The organism is Alkalibacterium olivapovliticus (genome assembly GCF_003003275.1).
In the GTDB taxonomy this organism is placed as follows: domain Bacteria; phylum Bacillota; class Bacilli; order Lactobacillales; family Carnobacteriaceae_A; genus Alkalibacterium; species Alkalibacterium olivapovliticum.
The window spans coordinates 75,665-97,926 of record NZ_PVTO01000005.1; the positions used below are offsets into that span (position 1 = coordinate 75,665).

The window sequence follows — 22,262 nt, forward strand, 5'->3', positions numbered from 1 at the left end:
TAGTTATTTGATATACTAATCCATGGCTTGTTAATTATTGACGTATGCTATTTACTTAAAATAAAATTTTGGAAGGTGTAATATATATGAAATTATCAGCAACTAAACGTACAGAACTAGGATCAGGAGCTTCAAAAAGAGCAAGAGTAGAAGGATTAGTTCCTGCTGCAATCTACGGTAAAGAAGTTGAAACAGTTTCTGTTTTGATCAACCGTAAAGAATTCGAACAAACAATCAAAGAAGTTGGTTACAACGGCGTATTCGACGTTGAAGTTGACGGAAACGACACGTATCAGGTATTTGTTAAGGATCAAGCTAACGCTGCCCTTAAACCACTTGTATACCACGTTGACTTGCTTGCCTTTACTAAAGGACAAAAAGTAACGATGTCTATTCCTGTTCGCATTTCTGGTGAAGAAAATATTGAAGAAGGAATCGTTTCTCAATCAATTTCTGAAATCGAAGTGAATATTGCACCTGCTGAAGCTCCTTCAGAGTACACATTAGATGTATCTAAACTTGAAATCGGAGACACGTTACATGTATCTGATCTTGATTTAGGTGATTCTGCTGAATTACTGACTGACGAAAGCTTTACAGTTGTATCAGTATCTGCTCCAGAAGCAATCGAAGAAGAACCAGCTGAAGATGCTGACGAAATGCCTGAACCAGAAGTCATCGGTGAATCTGACGACGAAGATTCAGAATAATATTAGCTTCCTTTATAACTAAACGAATGACACCATCAATTCCCGGCTTTTGACAGTCGAAGGAATTGATGGTTTTTTTGTCCTTTCAACTAGATTTGATCATCAAGTACAAAGACCTTTAAATACACTGTAACTATCTGAACGATTTAGCCATCATATAACAAGCGGTTACATTCTTTAATAATACAGTTTATCCTCAAGGTATATTATTAGGGTTAACATATTCAATCCGTTATAATCACCTTAGAGTGTCAGACACATTATTGTCACTCTTAAAACTAAAAGGAGGAAAAAGAATGCAGAATAATAATAAAACTGTTGTGGGTAGTTATGATCGCCGGGAAGAAGCTTTAGATGTTGTTCAGAGACTGAAAAATGACGGGTATCAGAAGCAGGACATCATTTTATATGGCAATCAGAGCGTTTCAAACAGCATAGGTGATCACGAAGGTGTCAATGTAACGGCCGGTACTGGAGCCAATACTGATGCACGTAACGACACACAAGTTGATGATGAGTCCTTATGGGACAAAATCAAAGGCGCTTTTTCTACAGACACATACGACGAAAATGAACGGTCGCAGACAGCTGATTATGATCAGGACAACGATGTACTGTATCCTTATAGAGATGATATTCGAGATGGGAAAATTGTAGTGGCAGTTGATAACTTCCGCGGTGAAGATGTTACTCAGTATAATTCGGTTAGAGATGTCGAGAGTGACATACCTTCAAGCGATACCATACCAAATCCGGATACTAATCGAAAAACGGATACCGACTTAACAGATGACCTCCTAGATGATACAACTGAGCCAATGGGTAAAACTCGTATCTACGAAGATGAAGACAAGGGGATTTAAACACAACTTTTGAAGCTTATTCTCTTAATGTTGCTTGATATTTATATTGAGGCAGCCCTTATGCAGTTTTGCAACTGTTTAAGGGCTGTTTGCATGATAGTAGTCTCATTAACAATTAATTGACTGAAAGCTTTTCAATCTTCTGTAAAAACTGGTAAAATGAAAAGGAAGACTTTAGTGAGGTGACGTATGAATTCAGTAAATTTATCAAAACGTTTAGAGCAAGTGGCAGATTACGTGGAAAAAGGAGCTAGACTGGCTGATATTGGATCAGACCATGCTTATCTTCCCTGTTACCTGGCTGAAAAAGAAGAGATTGAGTACGCTATAGCTGGAGAAGTAGTAGACGGGCCCTTTCAAAACGCGGTAAAAGAAGTGAAGTATAAAGGGCTAACTGATAAAATCGATGTCAGACTAGGTGACGGGCTGATGGTCGTCAATGCAGAAGATCAAATCGATACCATTACAATTGCTGGGATGGGTGGAGCATTGATCCGTTCGATTCTTGAAAAAGGGCAAGCGGAAGATAAAATAACAGGCAGCGAAATGCTTATTTTACAACCCAACGTTTTCGAGGAGACCGTCAGATGTTTCCTGATGGATAACCAGTATGAAATCACAGCTGAATCGATCCTGGAAGAAAACGACAAAATATATGAAATCATAAAAGCTGTACCCGCTGAAGCACCTGTTCATTATTCTAAGAAAGAGTGCTTATTCGGTCCATTTTTAGGTAGGGAGAAGTCAGACGTGTTTAAGGAGAAATGGGCTCAACAGCTCAAGACGGACCAATTTATTCTCGGACAAATCGAAAAATCCAAAGATCCGGATCCAAAAAGAATCGCGGATCTGAAAGAAGAAATCACACTGATCAAGGAGATGATCACATGAGTGCTGTAACAGTAAAAGATCTGGTCGAAGCAATGGATGCCCTTGCGCCTCCCTCTCTTGCTGAGGATTGGGATCCGATCGGGCTCTCATTTGGATCGTTGGATAAAGAAGTCAGTAAGGTAATGATCGCCCTGGATGTCGATAACAACACGATCCAGGAAGCGATAGACGAAAAGGTTGATCTGATGATCACGCATCATCCTGCTATTTTCAAGCCGCTCAAAACACTGAATAGCCAAGATCCCAGGCGTTTGGACTATATAAACCTGATTAAATCAGACATAGCTGTCTATTCAGCTCATACAAATTTAGATGCAGCCGAATCAGGTATGAATGACTGGTTAGCAGATAGTATCGGAATGAGCCAAAGTGAACGGACGATTGTCTCCCTTAACAAGACAGAAGGGTACAAAAAGCTGGCTGTATATGTTCCGGATTATGCAGCTGAAAAAGTCCGTAAAGCTCTTCACGAAGCTGGGGCAGGTGAAGTAGGTGACTATAAGGATGTATCCTATACACTTGAAGGACAAGGCCGTTTCACTCCACAAGAAGGGTCTGACCCGACGGACGGCGAAATCGGTAGAGAAGAACTGACTCACGAACAGCGTATTGAGATGCTTGTGAAGGATAAATGGGTGTACCGTGTCATTGATGCGCTTAAAGCAGCTCATCCATACGAAGAACCGGTCTTTGATCTGCTCACACTTGAAAATCAGACCGATTCATATGGGTTTGGCCGTGTGGGAACCATCGAAAAACCGAAATCAACTGAAGAAATGGCCCATCTGATTCAATCCCTTTTCCATATTGACGGCGTCCGGTATGGTGCTACCAGTAAGATGCCGCACAAAACCGCCGCTATATTTGGGGGATCTGGAGCTAAGTATTATAAAGATGCTTTGAAAAAAGGGGCTACCTTGTTCATTACAGGAGATGTTTCCTATCATGACGGACAGGATATGCTCAGAGACGGGATAGAATTTATTGATGCCGGACATTATATCGAATCCATCTGTGTTCCTGAACTGTTTGCTTATTTCAACCGTCAAAAAGAAGAACATAACTGGTCTGTAGACATTATAGAATCAAAAACTCAAAAGGATGTATTTACTTACTTAAGATAAAAGGATGGGATGTCAATGTACGATAACTTACTGAATCGATTTTTAACCTATGTCAAAATAGATACACGCTCTGATGCCAACTCAACAACAGTGCCGTCAACTCAAAAACAAGTTGCCTTTGCACAACACTTGATCAAAGATTTGGAAGCCATCGGTATGAGCGATGTTGAATACACCGAAGCCAATGGATTTGTTACTGCGACGTTACCGTCCAACAGTGATAGCGATGCGCCTGTCATTGGCTTCATTTCTCATATGGATACAGCGGACTTTAATTCTGAAAATATCAATCCTCAGATTATTGAACAGTATGATGGCGAAACGATTGTTCTGAACGAAGAAGAAGGGATCCGATTGTCTCCAAACGATTTTCCTAATCTGAAAAATTATGTTGGACAGACGCTTATCACTACAGACGGCATCACGCTGCTTGGATCTGATGATAAATCCGGTATAGTGGAAATTTTTAGCGCAATGGAATATCTGATCGCTCATCCAGAAATTAAACATGGAAAAATCAGAGTGGCATTCGGACCCGATGAAGAAATTGGTGTGGGTGCTGACAGATTTGATGTCGATCATTTTGGCGCAGACTTTGCCTACACGATTGATGGCGGTCCAGTCGGAGAACTGGAATATGAAAGTTTTAATGCCGCAGGCGCTAATGTTCTGATCAAAGGAAAGAATGTCCATCCGGGAACGGCTAAAGATAAAATGGTCAACGCCTTAAAACTGGCTATCCAATATGATCAGGCTTTACCTGAAAATGAAGTGCCTGAACGCACAGAAGGCAGAGAAGGCTTCTACCACCTCCTGGGTATCCGAGGCACAGTAGAAGGTGCAGAACTGGCTTATATCATTCGTGACCACGACAAAGACGCCTTTGAAGCTAAAAAAGAACAGATGAAAACTGTTGCGGAAAACATGAATGCGACTTTTGACGAAGACCGAGTTAAACTTATTATGAATGACCAGTACTACAACATGAGAGAAGTCATCGAAAAAGATATGAGACCAGTGGAATTGGCTGATAAAGCGATGAAAAACTTGTCTATTGATCCTATTATCAAACCAATCCGTGGAGGAACTGATGGGTCTAAAATTTCATTTATGGGCGTACCGACCCCTAATATTTTTGCCGGTGGAGAAAATTTTCACGGGCGTTATGAATTTGTGGCGGTTGAGAGCATGGAAAAAGCAACAGATGTATTGATTGAAATTGCAAAATTAGCAGTACAATAATGGAGTAAAGGAAAGAAGGCGGATAAATCCTTTCTTTCCTTTCTTCTTATATTCTTACTATATCACGAGAGGAGTAATCTGATGGCACTTCAATTTGTTCTCGGAAGATTACATACCAGCAAGAAGACGATACTCTTCGATCAGATGCTCGACTGGATAGAAGAAACACCCGATACTCAGGTCTTTTATCTTATCCCTGATCATATGAAGTTTGAGTCAGAAATGGCTATACTAAACCATATCAAATCCAGACAAACCAGTAACGGCTCGAATCTGGCCGGCATGATCAACCTTCAGGTATTCAGTTTCAGCAGACTCGCCTGGTACTTTATGCAGGATACCGCTTTATACAGTCACTCTCAGTTGACTGAAACAGGGCTGTCCATGCTGATGCGAAGACTACTTAAAGAAAATGAAGAACGGTTGACAATATTCAGAGGGGAAAGCCAGCAGCAGGGCTTTGTCGAGAAAACAACAGAATTGTTTATGGAATTACGAAATGCCCGAGTCCTGCCTAATGACTTGGAAGAGGTGACCAGTCAGCTTTTTGACGAATCTCCTCAAAGTAAAGATTTTTCATTAAAACTCCAGGATATTTCTCTTCTTTATGACTCTTTCTTAGCTCACCTGGAAGGCAAGTATATTGAAAAAGAGGATGTACTGGAAGCACTGATCGAAGAAGTGAAGACTAGAGATTTAAGTCAGACCAGAATCATTATCGATAATTTCCACCGGTTTTCAGCTCAGGAACAGGAACTGATTCTGCAGTTAGTTGCTCATACCAAAGAAGTAAAAGTATCCTTAGTACTGGATAAAAAGTACGCAATAGAAGCACCTGATCTGAATACTTTCTTTTATCAGACAGGGCAGACCTATCACCGCCTCTATCAAGAATCCAGACTGAGGAATCTCCCTGTTCTGCATGATCAGATTATCAGTGATGAAAGCGACGAACGGTGCGACGGACTGAATGCATTCGAAAACTACTGGGTCAGCAGTTTTGAAGCTACGCCCAGTTCTCAGCTGCACACACCGGACAATATGATGAACTGTATCGAAATCAGAGAAGCTGAAAGCAGACAAGCTGAAGTGTTGCACACGGCAACCACTATAAAACGGTTAGTTGCAAAAGGCAAATATAGGTATAAAGATATACTGGTCGTGTCTCGCACACTTGAAGATTATAAAATGCTGATTGACTCTACTTTTTCTGAAATCGGTCTTCCGCTCTTTATTGATCAGGCTGATAAAATGGCTAATCATGCACTCGTTGAAGGAATTCAGAGTCTGCTTGCTATCTACAAGAGACATTATCGTTATGAAGACGTGATGCGGTTTTTACGGACAGAATTATTTATTCCTCTAAAAGATGGAGATACTATACCCAAAAATAAAGATAAGCGTCTATCCTTCTGGCATGCACAGACTCTGCATTGGAGAGAATCCGTTGATGCACTTGAGAACGTCATGCTGGCCTATGGTTATGAAGGACAGGACTGGGTGAAAGATGATGAGTGGATCTACGCGCGCTTCCATCTTGAAGAAATGGATGACCAGCTTGATGCGGATAAGCGAATGCAGGATGAAGCCAATAAAACAAAAACACTCATTCGTTCTGCGTTTCTGCCATTCTTTAAACAGTTAAAAAATGTCAGCACCAACCGGGAAGCTGCTGGTGTGCTGTATCAGTTTCTTGAACGTCACCGGATGAATGACCAGTTATTAAACTGGCGTGATCAGTCCCTTGAAGAAGGGGATTTGGAGGATGCCAGAAAACATGAGCAGGTCTGGCAGACGTTCATTCAGTTATTAGATGAATTTGTAGATGTATTGGGTGATGAAGAGTGGAATATCGATACATTCCTGACTATTTTAGAAACTGGGTTCGAACAGGCGACTTATAGTATTGTTCCGCCCAGTATTGATCAAGTTATGTTTACTCAATTCGACAAGTCCCGTATGAACTGTAAGAAAATCGTCTTTATATTAGGACTGACAGATTCGCAGCTCCCGATGAGCATTGAAAATGAATCCATTCTTACCGATGAAGACCGGGAACAGCTTGGAGAGTTTCTTCCAAATAATAAATTCCTGCTCCCATCAACATCTGGTCGACTGGCCAGTGAACCATTCAATGCTTACCTGGCCTTTATGAACGCTTCAGAGAAACTTATTTTAAGCTATCCTGTCAGGAACGATGGATCAGGGGATAATCGGATGAGTCCTTATGTTGAAAGGTTGAACCGGCAGTCAGGCATCCCTGTCACGCACAAGTATACGGATGTTGGAGCCGATAGTGATGAAAGCCTCGAAACTGCATTGACTTTTATTGGATCCAGGAGACAATCAATGGGGCAACTTGTTACCATTTTGAGAGAACGGCTGGATAATAAAGCCAACCCACCCCTTTTCTGGTTAAAGTTATATCAGTCTTTATATAAACAGACCTCATCCGTCGAGAGACGCATACTTAAGAGTCTGGATTACAAAAACATCCCTAGACGCTTATCTCCAGAACTAGCTGAGCAGCTGTATGGAAAGGATCTCTATCTGTCTGTTTCCCAGCTTGAGAGCTTTTACCTGGATCCGTACAGCCATTTCCTTCAATATGGATTAAAGTTGCGAGAGCGTGCTGTTCAGGAACTGACCCCGGCTGAAACGGGCACTTTTTTCCATGATGCTTTGGACAGCATTTTTAGAACAGTTATTTCAAAGAACCTGACATTCGATCAGCTGAATGAAGAAGAGCTGATCACTGTAACTGACGAAGTGCTGCAGGAATTATACATGAACAATAAGTTCAAACTGCTGTCAATGTCTAACCGCATGCGGTTTATCAGAAAACAGCTGAGTCAGACGATCCAGAAAATGGTATGGGCGATGTCCAATCAGACGAAACGCACACAAATGCGCCCGAGGAAATCAGAGGTTTTATTTGGCCGCCTTGGGACTAAACAGGGTGTACCCGGATTACATTTCCCTTTGAACACAGGAGGGAACCTGTATGTTAGAGGAAAAATTGACCGTCTGGATACACTGGAAATGAACAACGAGCTGTATTTGAGCATCGTCGATTACAAATCTAGTAAAAAAGCCTTGAAGTTTGATGAAATATATCATGGGCTGATGATGCAGATGCTGACCTATCTGGATACGGCTGTTCACTATTCCGAAGAGATATTTGGAAAAAAAGCCAAGCCGGCAGGCGCCTTTTATGCGCACGTCAACAATCCAATGCTGAAAGCCGCAGACCTGATGAAAAAGGACTGGCTGGACGTCTGGTTGAAGTCATTTAAAATGGATGGCATTATTTTAAATGAAGATGAGCTGGTGGAGCAGCTGGATTTGACTCTTCCTGATAATAAATATTCACTTGTTTATCCTTTAGAATATGTCAAATCCAGAGATCAGATCAAAGGAAAACTGATTACAATGGACGATCTGGATCTGCTGCTTAAGCATAACAGAGATAAAATCAGAGAAGCCGGTAACCGGATCTTGTCTGGTGAAAATACATTATCTCCCATTTACGATAAAAAAGAGTATACACCATCTGTAAGAGGCATTTATCAGCCGATTTCACAGTTCGATGTGCTGCTGCCAAATGGACAGAATCAGTATAGGGAACTCGAGGCTGTTAAAGATCAGTCAGACTTGATTGAGAAACTGAAGGCGAAATACACCGATTTTAGTGAGAAAGGGGGAGATGACAAGTCATGACAACGATTCCGACTAAACCATCCGACGCACAGTTCACAGATCATCAGTGGCAGGCTATTTTTGATGAGGGAAAGAACATCCTGGTCTCTGCCTCTGCTGGTTCTGGGAAGACCACGGTACTGGTGCAGCGCGTTATTGAAAAAATAAAACGATTTACTGATATAAATGAACTGCTCGTTGTGACGTATACTAATGCAGCGGCCAGAGAAATGAAGCAGCGTATTCAAAAAGCGATCCAGGATGAGATCAGTAAAGAAACAGATCCAAAAAGGAAACAGCATTTGATCAGGCAGTTACCCCTTCTAGGTCATGCTGATATCTCGACTCTTCACTCATTCTGTCTTAAAGTGATCAAGCGCTATTACTACCTTATCGACTTCGATCCTGTTTTTAGACTTCTTACAGATGATACGGAAATCTCGTTAATGAAAGAGGACATTTGGGAAGAGTTAAGAGAAGAATTATATGGAGAAGAAGACACACTGTTTGAAGATTTAACAACAGCCTACTCAAATGACCGCAGTGATGATGGGTTGACTCAACTTGTCTTTAAATTGTATGACTTTTCCCGTTCTAAAACGAATTCCAGAGAGTGGCTATCTGATTTATCCAGTCGTTATGACATTAAGGGAAATGACCTGGCTGAGAGTACCATCTATCAGGATCTTGCTAAACCGGATATTCTAGACACACTGGCTACTGCAAAGGAATTGTTAAAAGATGCGATTCAGATCAGTAATGGCGAACCGGATCTCGAAGGCACAGTCAGTATTTTATCAGAAGACCTGGTTCTAGCTGAATCCATAGAGTACGCTATTTTAGAAAATCGTCTAGATGATGCCTACACTATTATAAATAATACAGACAACTTCCCAAGATGGAAGAACCCTGGGAAAAAATCCCAGGACGAAGTAAAAGAAGCTGCCAGAGAAATGAAAAGTTTCAGGGATAAGGCCAAAGAGTTCATCACTGCAGTAAAAACGCGTTATTTTATGATCACGCCATCCGAGCAGATTGAGACAATGGCAGAAGTAAGAACACTCGTTGAAGAACTGGCACGAGTATCCAGTCTATTTTTCGATCGCTATCAGCAGCACAAAGCTGACCGGAAAGTCCTGGACTTCAGCGATCTTGAGCACCTGACGCTGGATATCCTTTCTTTTCGTGAAGATGGGGAAACTCTACCGTCAGAAGCCTCCCATCATTACCGGAAACAATTTCAGGAAGTCATGGTCGATGAATATCAGGATATCAACCTTATTCAGGAAACCATTTTGAAATGGCTCACCAAAGATTCTTCAGAATCCGGTAATCAGTTTATGGTTGGGGACGTCAAGCAGTCCATTTATTCCTTCAGACTGGCGGATCCTAGTCTCTTTATCGAGAAATACGAACGCTACGACACTAGTGAAGACGGCGACCGTATTATTCTGGCGGAAAATTTCCGCTCAAGGAATGACGTCTTGTCCTTTACGAATTTTATTTTTGAACAGCTGATGGATAAAAAAGTAGGAGAGTTGACCTATGATCAGTCAGCTAAACTCGTCAACGGGTTTACCGGCTTTCCAGATTCACAAGCATTCTCAACCAGTGTCCTGATTTATGAAACGAACGAAGAGGAGTCGGATGATTCAGATGATTTATCACTGGAAGACGTTGACGTGACCTTTCAGATGAATACGAAAACAAAAGGCGAAATCTATATGGTGGCGCATAAAATACTGGATATGGTCAGAAATGGCTATCAGATCTATGATAAAAAAATGAAGGCAGACCGCCCGATCCAGTTTAAAGATATCGTGCTCCTGACACCGACAAAGAAAAACAATATCGACATCCAGGACATTTTTAAACAGCTGAAGATTCCAACAGCCGTCAATGATACACAGAATTACTTCCAGACAACTGAGATAGCGATCATGATGTCTCTGCTGAAAATTATTGACAATCCGAAGCAGGATATTCCCCTGGCAGCTGTTTTACGTTCTCCGATTGTCGGGTTGAATGAAGTGGAGATGGCCCGGATTCGACTAGAGGATAAACAAGGATCCTATTTTGATGCGTTACAGGCATTTGTCACACGCAACGATTGGGAAGATCAGCGCAATATTACGCTTCAGGCTAAGTTACAGGACTTTATGGTTTACCTGGATAATTGGCGCACTCAGTCCAAGCGAAAACCGCTCATCGAATTGATCTGGCTGATTTATGAAGATACTGGATTCCTGCACTACGTAGGGGGGATGAGCTCCGGCAGACAGCGAAAGGCTAATCTTCATGCCTTGTATGAACGGGCAGCTTCTTATGAAAAGACTTCTTTTAAAGGGTTGTTCCAGTTCATCCGTTTTATTGAAAAAATGCAGAAAAAAGACAAGGACTTAGCCGAACCGTCTGCTGTTTCTGATGGTGAGGATGCAGTCCGTGTAATGACCATTCATGCCAGTAAAGGACTGGAGTTTCCAGTAGTATTTGTGATGGATATGTCAAAACGGTTCAATCTGAACGATATTAAAGGCTCAACTGTCCTGGATGAAGAATACGGAGTGGGATCGGAATTCATTGATGTAGTGAACCGGATCAAAACCCCGACGCTTCCGGAAACAGTCTTGAAGATGCAGAAAAAGAACCGCATCTTATCAGAACAGATGCGCGTCCTTTATGTCGCTTTGACTCGAGCAGAACAGAAATTATATTTGATTGGGTCATACAAGAACAAAGAAGCCGCGCTCAGTAAATGGGATAAAGTAAGTGGCCACTCTAAAGCCGTGCTGCCGGCTACTTTAAGGCTTGACGCTCAGCATTTTATGGACTGGATAGGAAGGTGTCTGATCAGACACCAGATACTCGATTCAGAAACCGGAATCCAGTCGACCAATCCTCATATTCGGGATTATGACACCCAATTTTCCGTCGATTTCTTTACATCCAGTGAACTTGAAGATCATCTGTTGTCTTATCAGAATGACGAAGCAGAAGACTGGTTCGAAAGCCTTAAAGACGGGAAGCTAAAAGCTCCGGGAGATGCAGACGTCGTTGAAGCAGTCAGCGATGCGTTAAAGTTGATGACAGAAGCCTATCCATACCAGCTCGCATCCCAAACGACCAGTTATCAGTCCGTGTCTGAAATCAAGCGCCTTTTCGAAGAACCGGATGACGGCCAAATGGTGAAGATCGATGTCACTAATCCAAGACTGTCTCACCGTTATGTAGAAGATGAACTGGATCGTCCTAAATTTATTTCTGATGTCTCTAAACCCAGCGGAGCCGACATTGGTAAAGCAACCCACCTCGTCCTGCAGGCACTGACGTTGTCAGAACATCTTACTCAGGATGAGATTCAAGAAGAGGTCCAGTCTTTAGTCACTAAGCAAGTGATTACTGAAGAAATGGGTAAACGAATCCCCATTGAGAAACTGATGCAGTTTTTCCAGACTCCATTTGGCCGCTATATACTCAGTCAGGTGTCCAGAATTAAGCGGGAAGTGCCTTTTTCCTTACTGCTTGAAGCTCGCGATATCTTTCAGGACATGCAGTCTGTTGACGACCATGTCCTGATTCATGGAATCATAGATGGATACATTGAAACAGAAGAGGGGATCATCCTGTTTGACTATAAGACAGATAATGTCCAGCGTTTTGGAGAACAGGCGCACGAAGAAATGCTGAAAAAATATAAAGGCCAGCTGATGCTTTATAAAAAAGCCCTTGAATCTATTCTTCAAAAACCAGTGCTGGAAACAAATCTGGTGCTGTTAGATATTGGGGAAACCATTACAATCGAAGGATGAGTACCTAATAGGTATGAGTCTAAATAAAGTTTAGTGGATTTACTATCGTTATTGGGTCATTTACATCAAAATGAGCCGTTGCTTATTTCATTCTATTCAAAAAGAATCTATTTTAATCATTTCTGATAAAACCAAAAAGACCACCCGTATGCCTTTTCTATTAGATCAGAAGAGGAGGACCGGGTGGTCTTTAATAGGCTTTAAACCAATTGATCAGCCAATAGGGTTAAGAACCGTTTAATCAAAACTGTATGTTGCACCTTCAGAATAGCTGTTGCCTGCATTCCATAAAAGGAATTCATCAACCCCATGTTCATTTAATGCTCGAATTTGCTCACTAACTTCATGAGCGCCATAATTCGTATACCATCCAGCTCCGAGATATGAAGCGGTAAAGTCTTGAATCCATGGACGGGAAACAGGCGCATCATCACCTAAATTACCCAGCACTTCGTTTTCAAGCTCCATGTAGTTTGCCACAACATTGTAAGGCTCAAGGTCAGGACGCTCAATGCCAAGCGATCCGGCACCCCAATGACTTGGATAAATCATAGATGAGATGACATCAACATTTTCAGAAATACGGGAGAAGTTCTGTCCAATACCTGGTGTTTCTTCTCGAGTAGCAGCGTAACCGAATATATCAACTGATACATCGACATCATACGGCTGCAGTTCGCGGCGGGCATACGCAACAAATTCAGTCACGGCATCGACGCGCTGTTTCACGTTATCCAGATCACTTTCTTCATAATCTCCACGAGAATAAGTCAGCTCCTCATCTCTGTATTCGAATCCTTCAGGGAAACGAACATAGTCGAATTGAATATCTTTAAATCCTAGTTTAGCCGCCTGACGGGCAACTTCAACGTTGTACTCCCAGACCTCACGATCATAAGGATTGACGAAGCTTTCGCCGCGTCGGTTAGCCCAGACAGATCCGTCTTCATTAGTGAATGACAGGTCGGGACGTTCATTTGCCAGTCTTGAATCTTTAAAGACAACGATTCGAGCGATAGGATAAATATCATTTTCTTCCAGGTGGGCCATCAGTGGTTCAGCCTCAACAACATTATTTGTAAATTGATTGATGTACTCATGATCAGATTCAACCGGCATAACGATATCACCGTAATCATCTTTAACATCGATGACCATTGAATTAAGTTCTGTTGTATTCAGTAACTCGGTCAAGCTTTCCAGTCGCGATCCGCCTGCAGAGTGAGCGGTAACGAAAATACCTTTTACACCATCTTCCGGGTAGTCGATGTTGACGCCACTGTTATATTTAAACTGGCTTGGGAATTCATCTGGAACGGACAGCAAAGGCTCTTGACTGTATGTCAGATAGGCTGTTTCGATATCTTCAGGCTGATCGGTGTCTTCACTCTCATCTGCACTTACGGCAGAAGGGAAGAGTGCAGACACGACCATTACTGTAGCCGACAGGAATAAGTGACGCTTCTTTTTTTTCTCCATTAATCTGTTTCCTCACTTTCGGTAGCTTCTGAACGAATTAAATCAGGATCAACGAGCTCATAGTCTTTTTCTCGCAGACCTTCAATGATAGCGGGGGTTGCTTCAAGGGTCCAGCTGCGGTCGTGCATCAGTAAGTTGGCACCGGGTCTCAGCAGTTCACTATTAACCATAATATCTGCTAAAGGTTCTGCTTCCATGTAACCTGATTCCCAGTCATAACCATACGTCCAGTTCATCAGGACCATACCGTCTTCTTTAACCAGTTCTCTGACATGATCAGTATTCTGACCAAACGGAGCGCGGAAGAAGCGGGGACGTTCACCAATGATTTCTTCGACGAGGTCACTTGTTTTCATTATTTCTTCCGTTTGTTCTTCTTCAGTTAAAGAGGGAAGACTAGGGTGCGTGTGCGTATGGTTTCCAATAGGGAAGCCCATCTCGTGGATATCTCTCAACATCTGCTGGCCTTCTTCGCTTTCGATGTACATGCCGTTGACGAAGAAAATAGCACTAGCATCATGCTCGACCAATACTTCCGCAATATCTACTGCATACTGGTCAGGAGCATCATCATAAGTGAGCAGGGCGACTTGCTCATTTGCCTCTTCACCGTCAATGACTTGGACTGTTGCAATATCATTTTCGTTGATTTCATATAAATAGGTCTGTACTTCTTCGATAGATTCATCTACAGTTTCTTCATCTTCAACTGAATCGGTTTCTGTGTCGTCAGTGTTTTCTCCTGTTTCTTCATCTGTCGTTGGTTGATCTTCTTCTGTGTCAACCATTTCATTATCGTCTCCGTTGTCTGCGTCCGAATTCTCACAAGCGGTCAGTATAAGGGTAGACGCCAGAAATAAAGTAGCTAATGTCCGTTTCATCATTCAGTCTCTCCTTATTCTTCTTCTGCTAGTTCATCTTCAATAGTCGTAGACAGCTGATCTAAAGTGGTGCTGAAGTCTACTAGAATATCATCTAGTTCAAGTAAATGGTCTCTTAATGCATCACGTTCTTCATTAATAGACTGAATACCTTCTGAAAATTCATCATAAGTGGCATCGTCATTTGCAATACTTGTAAAGTAGTCCTCTTGTGAAGACAGTGTTTCTAAGTAGTGATTGCGGTACTGAGCTAAATGCTCTATGAATAAATCGACATTATTTGTTACACCATCAATTTCATCCTGATTCAAGCGTTCACCTTCATATGAATCAAGGGTGTCCTGATGTGCTTCCATTTCTGTTTCATTCTCTTCTATAGAATCAAGAACGGTCTGTCTGGATTCTATGTTTTCAAATACAGGGGATGAACCATCACCTAAAGTTGTCAGGTCATCATCTGTTTCAAGAGTATCACTAAAATTGCTTTGTAAGTCTACTTCCAGATCATATAACTGATTCAAGTTATCAACTGTTTCTGTTTTCAATCGGTCAAGTTCTTCTGTTGCTTCTTGCATGCCTTCAACGTTTTCGCCATCATCACAGCCAGCCAATAGTAAAGATAGGGCACTGATCGTGATAAGTGTGTATCGTTTTCGAATCATATAGTGATCTCCTTTTGATTAATAAATAAGTGTTACCTTTTTGAGTATAGCAAACTTCACAGTGTAATTAAACTGTAAGAGGTGTAATACCTTAATTAATTATTATGCTAATATTGTATATAAATTGAGAAACTTATCAGAAAGGTGGGTTTTAAAGAGAAAATATTGTACAATATGAGAGAGCTAACTACAGAAAAGAGGATACTATGTTACTATTTTACATGATCGCGGTCATCATAGTCGGCCTGGATCAGCTGACGAAATATCTGACCGTTCAATCTATTCCACTCCACGAAACGATCGAATGGATCCCGAACCTTGTGTCATTTACTCATCACAGAAATACAGGTGCTGCCTGGAGTATACTTGAAGGGCAAATGATATTCTTTTATATCGTTACAGTGATTATCGTTGGAATCATTATTTATTACCTTCATACTTATGGAAGACAGGACAAGCTGTTCGGAGTCTCTTTAAGCCTGATAATGGGTGGGGCAATCGGTAATTTTATCGACCGTCTGTTTTTACAGTATGTCGTGGATATGGTCAGACTGGAATTTATCGATTTTCCGATATTTAATGTAGCAGATATGGCTTTATCAATCGGTGTCACGTTAATGATCATTTATCTGATCGTTGATGAATACAAGAATTATAAGCAAAAGAAAGTTGGACATTAAAAATGAGTGAATCATACACGTACACTATTAACAATGAGGAAGGCAGGCTTGATAAGTTCTTAAATGATCAGCTTCCAGATAACTCACGCTCTCAGATTCAATCCTGGATCAAAGACGAACAGGTCACAGTCAACGGCGAGCCGTCAAAAGCAAATTACAAGGTACAAAAAGATGACCTAATCGATATTTCTGTACCGGACCCGGTGGAAATCGATGCAAAACCGGAAGACATTGCCATTGATATCGTCTATCAGGATGAAGATGTTGTGGTTGTCAATAAGCCTCAGGGAATGGTTGTTCATCCTTCATTAGGACACGAAAATCATACGCTGGTTAACGCACTACTCTATCACATCAAAGATTTATCAGGAATCAACGGAAAAATCAGACCAGGAATCGTGCACCGTATCGATAAAGACACATCCGGACTGTTAATGGTAGCGAAAAATGACGTAGCACACGAAAAACTGGCTGAGCAGTTGTCAGAAAAAACGGCCCGTCGAGAATATATCGGCTTAGTGCATGGCGTCATAGAAAATGATAAAGGCACAATCGATGCACCCATTGGAAGAGATCCAAAAAACAGAAAGAAATTCACGGTTATTGAAAACGGTAAACCATCTGTAACACATTTTGAGGTGCTTGAACGCTTCAAGGAATTTACACTTTTAAAATTACAGCTTGAAACAGGTCGTACGCATCAGATCAGAGTCCACCTGGCTTACATTGGGTTTAAAATGGCAGGCGATCCATTATATGGGCCACGTAAAACACTTCCTGGAAACGGTCAGTTTTTACACGCTACGTCATTAAGTTTTGAACACCCAAGAACAGGAGAACGCTTGAGCTTTACCGTTCCATTACCGGACATTTTTGAAGAAACCCTTGATTACGCTAGAAGACGATAAGGAGGAGCAAACTGATGACGAAAGTTGTGTCTATTTTAGACGAAGTATCTCTTAACCGGGCCTTAACCCGTATTTCTTACGAAATTATCGAACGAAATAAAGGTATCGACAACCTAGTGCTAGCGGGCATTAAAACGCGAGGTGTTTTTATTGCAAACCGTATTGCCAAAAAAATTGAAGAAATCGAAGGAGCCAGTGTTCCTGTAGGTGAGCTGGATATTACCTTGTACCGGGATGACCGCCATTTCCCCAAAGAGGTGGATGAGCCTGAAGTAAAAGGCCAGATGTTTCCAGTACCGGTCAAAGATAAAGTAGTCATTTTAGTGGACGATGTTATCTTTACAGGGCGGACGATCCGTGCGGCAATGGATGCAGTCATTGACCTGGGTCGACCCGAAAAAATCATGGTGGCTTCTTTGACTGACCGAGGACATCGCGAGATTCCGATCAAAGCAGACTACATTGGAAAAAACATTCCAACGTCTAAATCTGAACAAGTAAAAGTTTCTATGAAAGAAATTGACGGGAAAGACGCTGTCGACATTATTAAACCGGATTAAGTACAGAAACAGACGCTTCATTGGATGGAACAATTCCCAATGAAGCGTCTGTTTTATTGTGCACACTGATTAGTAAGTGATTTCGATGGCATGAACGTAAACACGACCATCATTGACAGTGTAATTACAGGAAATGAGTGTCATCAGCTTTTCTTCACCAGTAAAGTCCCTTTCTCTTTCAAATAAAGACAGTTCTTTCAATTCTTCATAATACTTTGTGAGATCTGGAGTGTTAAACGATTCATTTATAAAGTAAGGGTCTGCCGGAGCAATGTGTACGGAAAAGATTTCATACGTCCGGTCGGTGAACAAATCTTGAAAAACAATTGTCTGATTGGAATTGAAGAAATCTTCAGAAAGAATTTCTCCAGGTCTGCAAACATATTCCCGTAAGACGTATAGTGGCCGTACAAAATCGTATGCTGATCGTGCCCATCCCAACATTTCGGTATCCATAAATAGTGATTCGAAAGGGTGCTGGTCTTTGTAAAAGTCATGTTCCAGATTAAATTCATTGTCCCGACCTTTTACTACTGGGTAATCAATCGCAGTATTTGAAATTGACAGCCAGTCGGTAAAGTCCTGATTGATAGTTACATTATCACTATAAGAATTAGATGGAAGAAGACGAGGTTCCTCAAACAGGCGTTGAATCAAATATCCTGTTGATTGCCGGTTTAGTGGCAACTGCTGGTGTGTTCATCTTCGCTTACACTAAAAAACAGTTAGCATAATAACTAAAAAGACTGAAAAATAAAAGGTATCGAGTGAGGTATTAGACTGACATAGTATTTTGAGACAACTATAAAACACCTCTTTAGGCTGCTTACGCCCCGAGTTCTTTGGGCGTTAGGTAGCCTAATTTTTCTAAGATCCGTTCTTCATTGTAATAACTCATGTAATCATTCACTTTCTCCACAACACGACTATTTTGAAGCGAATTATATTTGACGTACTGGAATTCCTCTGACTTGATATTAGAATGGAATGACTCAATAACCGCGTTATCCCAACAATTCCCGCGACGCGACATACTACTGACCAAATGATTTTCCGATGACCGAAACGACACTTTGTTATCTTACACAATGCGATGATCGCTTCTTCCACTTCTGTCAATGCATTTTTAGCACCTTCGCCGAGCCACCTATAATAAGTAGAGAGTGGCACACTCAAAGCAGACAAAATGGCCGTGATGGTATATGTCTGTCGGTATCTTTCGACCAATTGCAGTATTAGTTCTTGTTCAACTCCTCTTTCATTTCCAAGTACTTTTTTAAGATCTCATTTTCCATTTTCAAATATGCATTTTGCCGATCTTTCTTTTCATCTTCACTTGCAAATTGAGTCCCGTGCCCATAAGAATATTGCTTACCAATTGGTTGGTCGAACCGATGAATTTCATTTGTCCGGTACCATCTCATCCACGTCTCGATTTGAGATTTATTTTTGATTCCATCTTTCTTCATAATCTCTTTGGTAGTCAGCCGTCCATCCATTTTCGTCTTTTACTACGGCCCATTTTGTCTCGCTTGAATATACGTTTTTGCCCATGCAAAAACACCTCCGTTTTCAGAACTTGTAGTAAGTGTACCATTTCGGAGGTGTTTTATATTGTCCCATTTAATTGTGTTAGTCTAGTAACAGATACTCACTCGATACCTTTTTTAATTTGCGTTAGTGGATTTAAGGGCTCTTACAGCATCATCACTCGGCGTAACGAAGTAAGTGGTTTGTCCCTCATAAATAACGTATCCAGGTTTCGCACCATTGGGCTTTTTAATCTGTTTGACCTGCACGACATCGACCGGGACCGATGAAGACAGACGGTACTTGCTGTAATACGCTGCCAGAAGACAGGCCTCTTCGATCGTCTGTTGAGAAGGCTCGTCGTCTTCAATGATGACATGTGATCCCGGAATATCTTTTGCATGCGCCCAATAATGGGATTTCCTAGCTTTTTTCAAGGTCAGCTCGTCATTTTGAGTGTTGTTTTTGCCAACAAGAATACTGGTCCCGTCGCTTGATGTGAACGCTTCGGGTTTGGATTTTGTCTGCTTTTTCTTTTTCGTTGCTTTTTTCTTTTTCAGGTAATGCCCGTCACGCAGCTCTTGTCTGATGTCTTCAATATCCGTCAGCGACGCTATTGAAATTTGAGTCAGAAGCGTATCAAAATAATCAGTTTCTGCCTGAGTAGACCTGATCTGTTTTGTCAGGTGCTTCTTGGCACTTTTCAGCTTCTGATACCGAGAGAAATAACGCTGAGCATTTTCTGCTGGTGTTTTTTGCGGGTTCAATTCAATCGTTAAAGGTGCATCTTCTTCATAAAAGTTAGGCAATTCTATTTTTTCATCGCCTTTGTTAACCTCGTGAAGGTAAGCGGTCAACACTTCTCCTTTAATGCGTATTGAATCAGCTTTTTCTGTATCTTTCAGTTCCTTGTTCAGTTTGATCAGTTTTTTCTCATTCTTCTGATGATAATTCTTAACCAGCTGCGTTAAATCATTAGCCTGCTGGTGAACACGGTCACGTTCGGCCTTATCCTGGAAATAACGGTCCATGAGTTCACTTAATGTCTCAAAGGTGAATTTCTCGCCTTTAATATGAGTAAAATCAAATGGCGTGAAAAATTCTTTATGCCCATCTCGAGTGAGGGTAGGATTGATTTTATCCAGATCGTAAGACAACACGAACTGCTGAAACAGGGCTTTATATGATTCAGCTGAATCCTGCTCAAAGCGGTAGACCAGTTCAGTAGCGGATTCTTTACCGAAGCCTTGGAAAGTGGTTTGAATCCACTTAACTTTTTCTGAGGTAGACAGTTCTTTGATTGGGAAATCACCATCATAAGTGAAAGGATTGTCTCTTTCCTGATCTGGTGCTTCAACGTACTGGGCACCAGGCAGGAGTGTTCGGTACGTATTCTGACTGGAAGGCACGTGACGTATGGCATCGATCAGTTTATTAGTCGACGTGTTGATCAGGAGAATATTGCTGTGCCGACCCATGATTTCCACAACGAGTGATAGAATTTCAGTATCTCCTAACTCGTTTCGGCTTTTAAAGGTGAAGACAAGCTGGCGGTCGTTTTCTTTCTGCTCAATCGATTCAATGATAGCCCCCTCCAGGTATTTCCTTAAAATCATACAGAAATGGGGAGGAGTAGCCGGATTATCAAATGGAATAGTCGTCAGTTGTGCCCGGGCATACTGCGGATGTGCAGATAATAGAAGAGACACGTTTTTTCTGTTTGCTCTTATCTTAATAATAATTTCATTTTCAAAGGGCTGCTGAATCTTGGATAAGCGCCCACCTTCACACTGGTCTTTTAATTCTTGTGTAAGGGAATGTACAAATAGTCCATCAAAAGACATCTTAAAACTCCTTTCGTCTAGCAAAGTCTTGTCCATTATAGCACTCATATGCCCTTTACAACAAATCATCAAAAAAGATTGCTCATTTGAGAAAGTCGTGCTATAGTTGACGTATGCAAATAATTAGACTTTTTCCATAAACAGAGAGGGGTATTACAGTGGATTCACCTGAAAAAACAGACGTTTTACTCGAGAAAGTAACTGATTTAAATCAATTATACAAACAAGTGGCAGAATTGGTTCTGCACGAACATGGTCTTTCAAGCTCCGCCATCAATCTGATCAAATTAATGGGTGACAGCGAATATACGTTAAAACAGATAACTGAACTGAGTCGACTGGACAAATCAACCGTCAGTCGCCAAATGAATGCCCTGGTGAAGAAAGACTTTGTTACCAAAACAACCGGGCAAGACAAACGCTTTGCTTATTTCACGATCACTGAAAAAGAACAGACGGTATTTTCTGAGTATCATTCCCATCTTGAAAAGAAATTCGAATCGATTTTAACTGGATGGACCCAGGAAGAAGTCCATATGCTGACTGTCCTGATCGGCCGTTTGAACCGAAGCATGACTAACCGCATATAAATAGAAGAAGAATGGAAGAGGAGAACACTATGCTGACTAACAAGAAAATGTCAAAACCTCACCGCATTGCTTTGCTGGGAATTTTGACTGCCATCATACTGATTCAAAACTTTGTACCGTTTTTAGGCAATATTCCGATACCCCCACTTAATCCGACGATCATACATATTACGGTTATCGTTGCCACGCTGACAATGAGCACCAGCGACGGAATCATTATCGGAACAATATGGGGCCTTACCAGAATGATCAGGGCTTACACAATGCCTGCCACACCACTTGATCTTCTGCTTTGGACTAATCCGATGATCGCTTTACTGCCGCGTATGCTCATAGGACTCTTTACCGGATTGTCTTACAAGCTGTCTCACAAACTGTTTCCTAAAAAAGATAAGCTTGCGCTCGCTAGTGCATCTGTAGTCGGATCATTTACCAACACAATTTTTGTACTTTTATTTATCTATATATTCTTTGGCGAACCTTACGCTCAGGCGATTGATGTAGACATCAGTAATCTGGCAGGGGCATTAGCCATTATAGTCGGCACGAATGGTGTGGCTGAAGCAGTTGCCGCAGCTATTATTGCACCTCTTGTGACGATCCCACTTAGAAAGATCACCTATAAAAAGTAACAAACACTGTCCTGATCCTCAGGGCTGACTGACCAGTAGACCCTTTCTGCTGAAACGTCTGCCGATGATCAGGATTTTTTTGGGATAACGGGTGTTATCGTTTTCATTTTAACTTATCTGGTGGTACTGTATATGTGTTAAATATGTTGAAAGGGGAA

20 protein-coding genes are annotated in these 22,262 nt (G+C 41.5%); 13 read left to right on the forward strand and 7 right to left on the reverse strand.

Annotated elements, in window-relative coordinates; genetic code table 11:
• Window positions 1-86 precede the first annotated feature (86 nt).
• The 7 genes from CLV38_RS03905 to addA all read left to right on the forward strand — a co-directional run bounded on the left by CLV38_RS03905 (window position 87) and on the right by addA (window position 12,338).
• Window positions 87-710, forward strand: coding sequence for a 50S ribosomal protein L25 (locus CLV38_RS03905; protein WP_106191785.1), 624 nt, complete (start codon window positions 87-89; stop codon window positions 708-710).
• 296 nt (window positions 711-1,006) lie between these two features.
• A complete protein-coding gene (locus CLV38_RS03910) occupies window positions 1,007-1,573 on the forward strand; it encodes a general stress protein (RefSeq protein WP_106191788.1) in 567 nt (188 codons plus the stop codon).
• A gap of 189 nt (window positions 1,574-1,762) precedes the next feature.
• Window positions 1,763-2,464 carry a tRNA (adenine(22)-N(1))-methyltransferase gene (locus tag CLV38_RS03915; protein WP_106191790.1) on the forward strand — a complete coding sequence of 234 codons (702 nt, stop codon included), beginning with the start codon at window positions 1,763-1,765 and terminating at the stop codon, window positions 2,462-2,464.
• A complete protein-coding gene (locus tag CLV38_RS03920) occupies window positions 2,461-3,588 on the forward strand; it encodes a Nif3-like dinuclear metal center hexameric protein (RefSeq protein WP_106191793.1) in 1,128 nt (375 codons plus the stop codon). Before CLV38_RS03915 ends, CLV38_RS03920 begins: the two co-directional genes overlap by 4 nt.
• A gap of 15 nt (window positions 3,589-3,603) precedes the next feature.
• The gene (pepT, locus tag CLV38_RS03925; RefSeq protein ID WP_106191795.1) at window positions 3,604-4,830 is read left to right on the forward strand and encodes a peptidase T; all 1,227 of its coding nucleotides are present in this window, start codon (window positions 3,604-3,606) and stop codon (window positions 4,828-4,830) included.
• A gap of 81 nt (window positions 4,831-4,911) precedes the next feature.
• Window positions 4,912-8,550 (forward strand): PD-(D/E)XK nuclease family protein, encoded by a 3,639-nt coding sequence (locus tag CLV38_RS03930; protein WP_106191798.1) that lies wholly within the window; start codon window positions 4,912-4,914, stop codon window positions 8,548-8,550.
• Entirely contained in the window at window positions 8,547-12,338 is a 3,792-nt protein-coding gene (addA, locus tag CLV38_RS03935) for a helicase-exonuclease AddAB subunit AddA (RefSeq protein ID WP_106191801.1), read from the forward strand. Before CLV38_RS03930 ends, addA begins: the two co-directional genes overlap by 4 nt.
• Before the next feature lie 237 nt (window positions 12,339-12,575).
• On the opposite strand, the gene CLV38_RS03940 is transcribed toward addA, so the two are convergent.
• The 3 genes from CLV38_RS03940 to CLV38_RS03950 are packed head-to-tail and all read right to left on the reverse strand — an operon-like array spanning window position 12,576 to window position 15,360.
• Window positions 12,576-13,817 (reverse strand): putative glycoside hydrolase, encoded by a 1,242-nt coding sequence (locus CLV38_RS03940; RefSeq protein WP_245920528.1) that lies wholly within the window; start codon window positions 13,815-13,817, stop codon window positions 12,576-12,578.
• Window positions 13,817-14,701 (reverse strand): polysaccharide deacetylase family protein, encoded by an 885-nt coding sequence (locus tag CLV38_RS03945; protein ID WP_245920529.1) that lies wholly within the window; start codon window positions 14,699-14,701, stop codon window positions 13,817-13,819. Before CLV38_RS03945 ends, CLV38_RS03940 begins: the two co-directional genes overlap by 1 nt.
• A gap of 11 nt (window positions 14,702-14,712) precedes the next feature.
• Window positions 14,713-15,360, reverse strand: a complete 648-nt coding sequence (locus tag CLV38_RS03950) for a YkyA family protein (RefSeq protein ID WP_106191803.1) — start codon at window positions 15,358-15,360, stop codon at window positions 14,713-14,715.
• Between the two features lie 206 nt (window positions 15,361-15,566).
• On the opposite strand from CLV38_RS03950, the gene lspA reads away from it, so the two are divergent.
• From lspA to pyrR, 3 genes are read left to right on the forward strand one after another with little or no spacing between them, the layout of a single operon-like run.
• Window positions 15,567-16,040: a signal peptidase II gene (gene lspA, locus CLV38_RS03955; RefSeq protein WP_106191806.1), complete on the forward strand. Its 474-nt coding sequence runs from the start codon at window positions 15,567-15,569 to the stop codon at window positions 16,038-16,040.
• Window positions 16,041-16,042: 2 nt separating this feature from the next.
• Window positions 16,043-16,948, forward strand: a complete 906-nt coding sequence (locus tag CLV38_RS03960; RefSeq protein ID WP_106191809.1) for an RluA family pseudouridine synthase — start codon at window positions 16,043-16,045, stop codon at window positions 16,946-16,948.
• Window positions 16,949-16,962: 14 nt separating this feature from the next.
• Entirely contained in the window at window positions 16,963-17,508 is a 546-nt protein-coding gene (pyrR, locus tag CLV38_RS03965) for a bifunctional pyr operon transcriptional regulator/uracil phosphoribosyltransferase PyrR (protein WP_106191812.1), read from the forward strand.
• 69 nt (window positions 17,509-17,577) lie between these two features.
• On the opposite strand, the gene CLV38_RS13945 is transcribed toward pyrR, so the two are convergent.
• Window positions 17,578-18,195 carry a class B sortase gene (locus CLV38_RS13945; RefSeq protein ID WP_245920530.1) on the reverse strand — a complete coding sequence of 206 codons (618 nt, stop codon included), beginning with the start codon at window positions 18,193-18,195 and terminating at the stop codon, window positions 17,578-17,580.
• On the opposite strand from CLV38_RS13945, the gene CLV38_RS14190 reads away from it, so the two are divergent.
• Window positions 18,174-18,242 carry a hypothetical protein gene (locus tag CLV38_RS14190; protein ID WP_425427767.1) on the forward strand — a complete coding sequence of 23 codons (69 nt, stop codon included), beginning with the start codon at window positions 18,174-18,176 and terminating at the stop codon, window positions 18,240-18,242. The genes CLV38_RS13945 and CLV38_RS14190 overlap by 22 nt on opposite strands.
• A gap of 92 nt (window positions 18,243-18,334) precedes the next feature.
• On the opposite strand, the gene CLV38_RS14195 is transcribed toward CLV38_RS14190, so the two are convergent.
• From CLV38_RS14195 to CLV38_RS03990, 3 genes are all read right to left on the reverse strand, one after another.
• Window positions 18,335-18,541 carry an integrase core domain-containing protein gene (locus CLV38_RS14195; protein WP_425427768.1) on the reverse strand — a complete coding sequence of 69 codons (207 nt, stop codon included), beginning with the start codon at window positions 18,539-18,541 and terminating at the stop codon, window positions 18,335-18,337.
• A gap of 202 nt (window positions 18,542-18,743) precedes the next feature.
• Window positions 18,744-18,977 carry a hypothetical protein gene (locus CLV38_RS03985; RefSeq protein ID WP_106191823.1) on the reverse strand — a complete coding sequence of 78 codons (234 nt, stop codon included), beginning with the start codon at window positions 18,975-18,977 and terminating at the stop codon, window positions 18,744-18,746.
• Window positions 18,978-19,175: 198 nt separating this feature from the next.
• Window positions 19,176-20,882 (reverse strand): Rqc2 family fibronectin-binding protein, encoded by a 1,707-nt coding sequence (locus CLV38_RS03990; RefSeq protein ID WP_106191825.1) that lies wholly within the window; start codon window positions 20,880-20,882, stop codon window positions 19,176-19,178.
• A gap of 158 nt (window positions 20,883-21,040) precedes the next feature.
• Between CLV38_RS03990 and CLV38_RS03995 the strand changes: the two genes are divergently transcribed.
• Complete coding sequence (locus CLV38_RS03995; RefSeq protein WP_106191828.1) at window positions 21,041-21,472, forward strand: MarR family winged helix-turn-helix transcriptional regulator; 432 nt, start codon at window positions 21,041-21,043, stop codon at window positions 21,470-21,472.
• 29 nt (window positions 21,473-21,501) lie between these two features.
• Complete coding sequence (locus CLV38_RS04000; RefSeq protein ID WP_245920531.1) at window positions 21,502-22,104, forward strand: ECF transporter S component; 603 nt, start codon at window positions 21,502-21,504, stop codon at window positions 22,102-22,104.
• Window positions 22,105-22,262 lie beyond the last annotated feature (158 nt).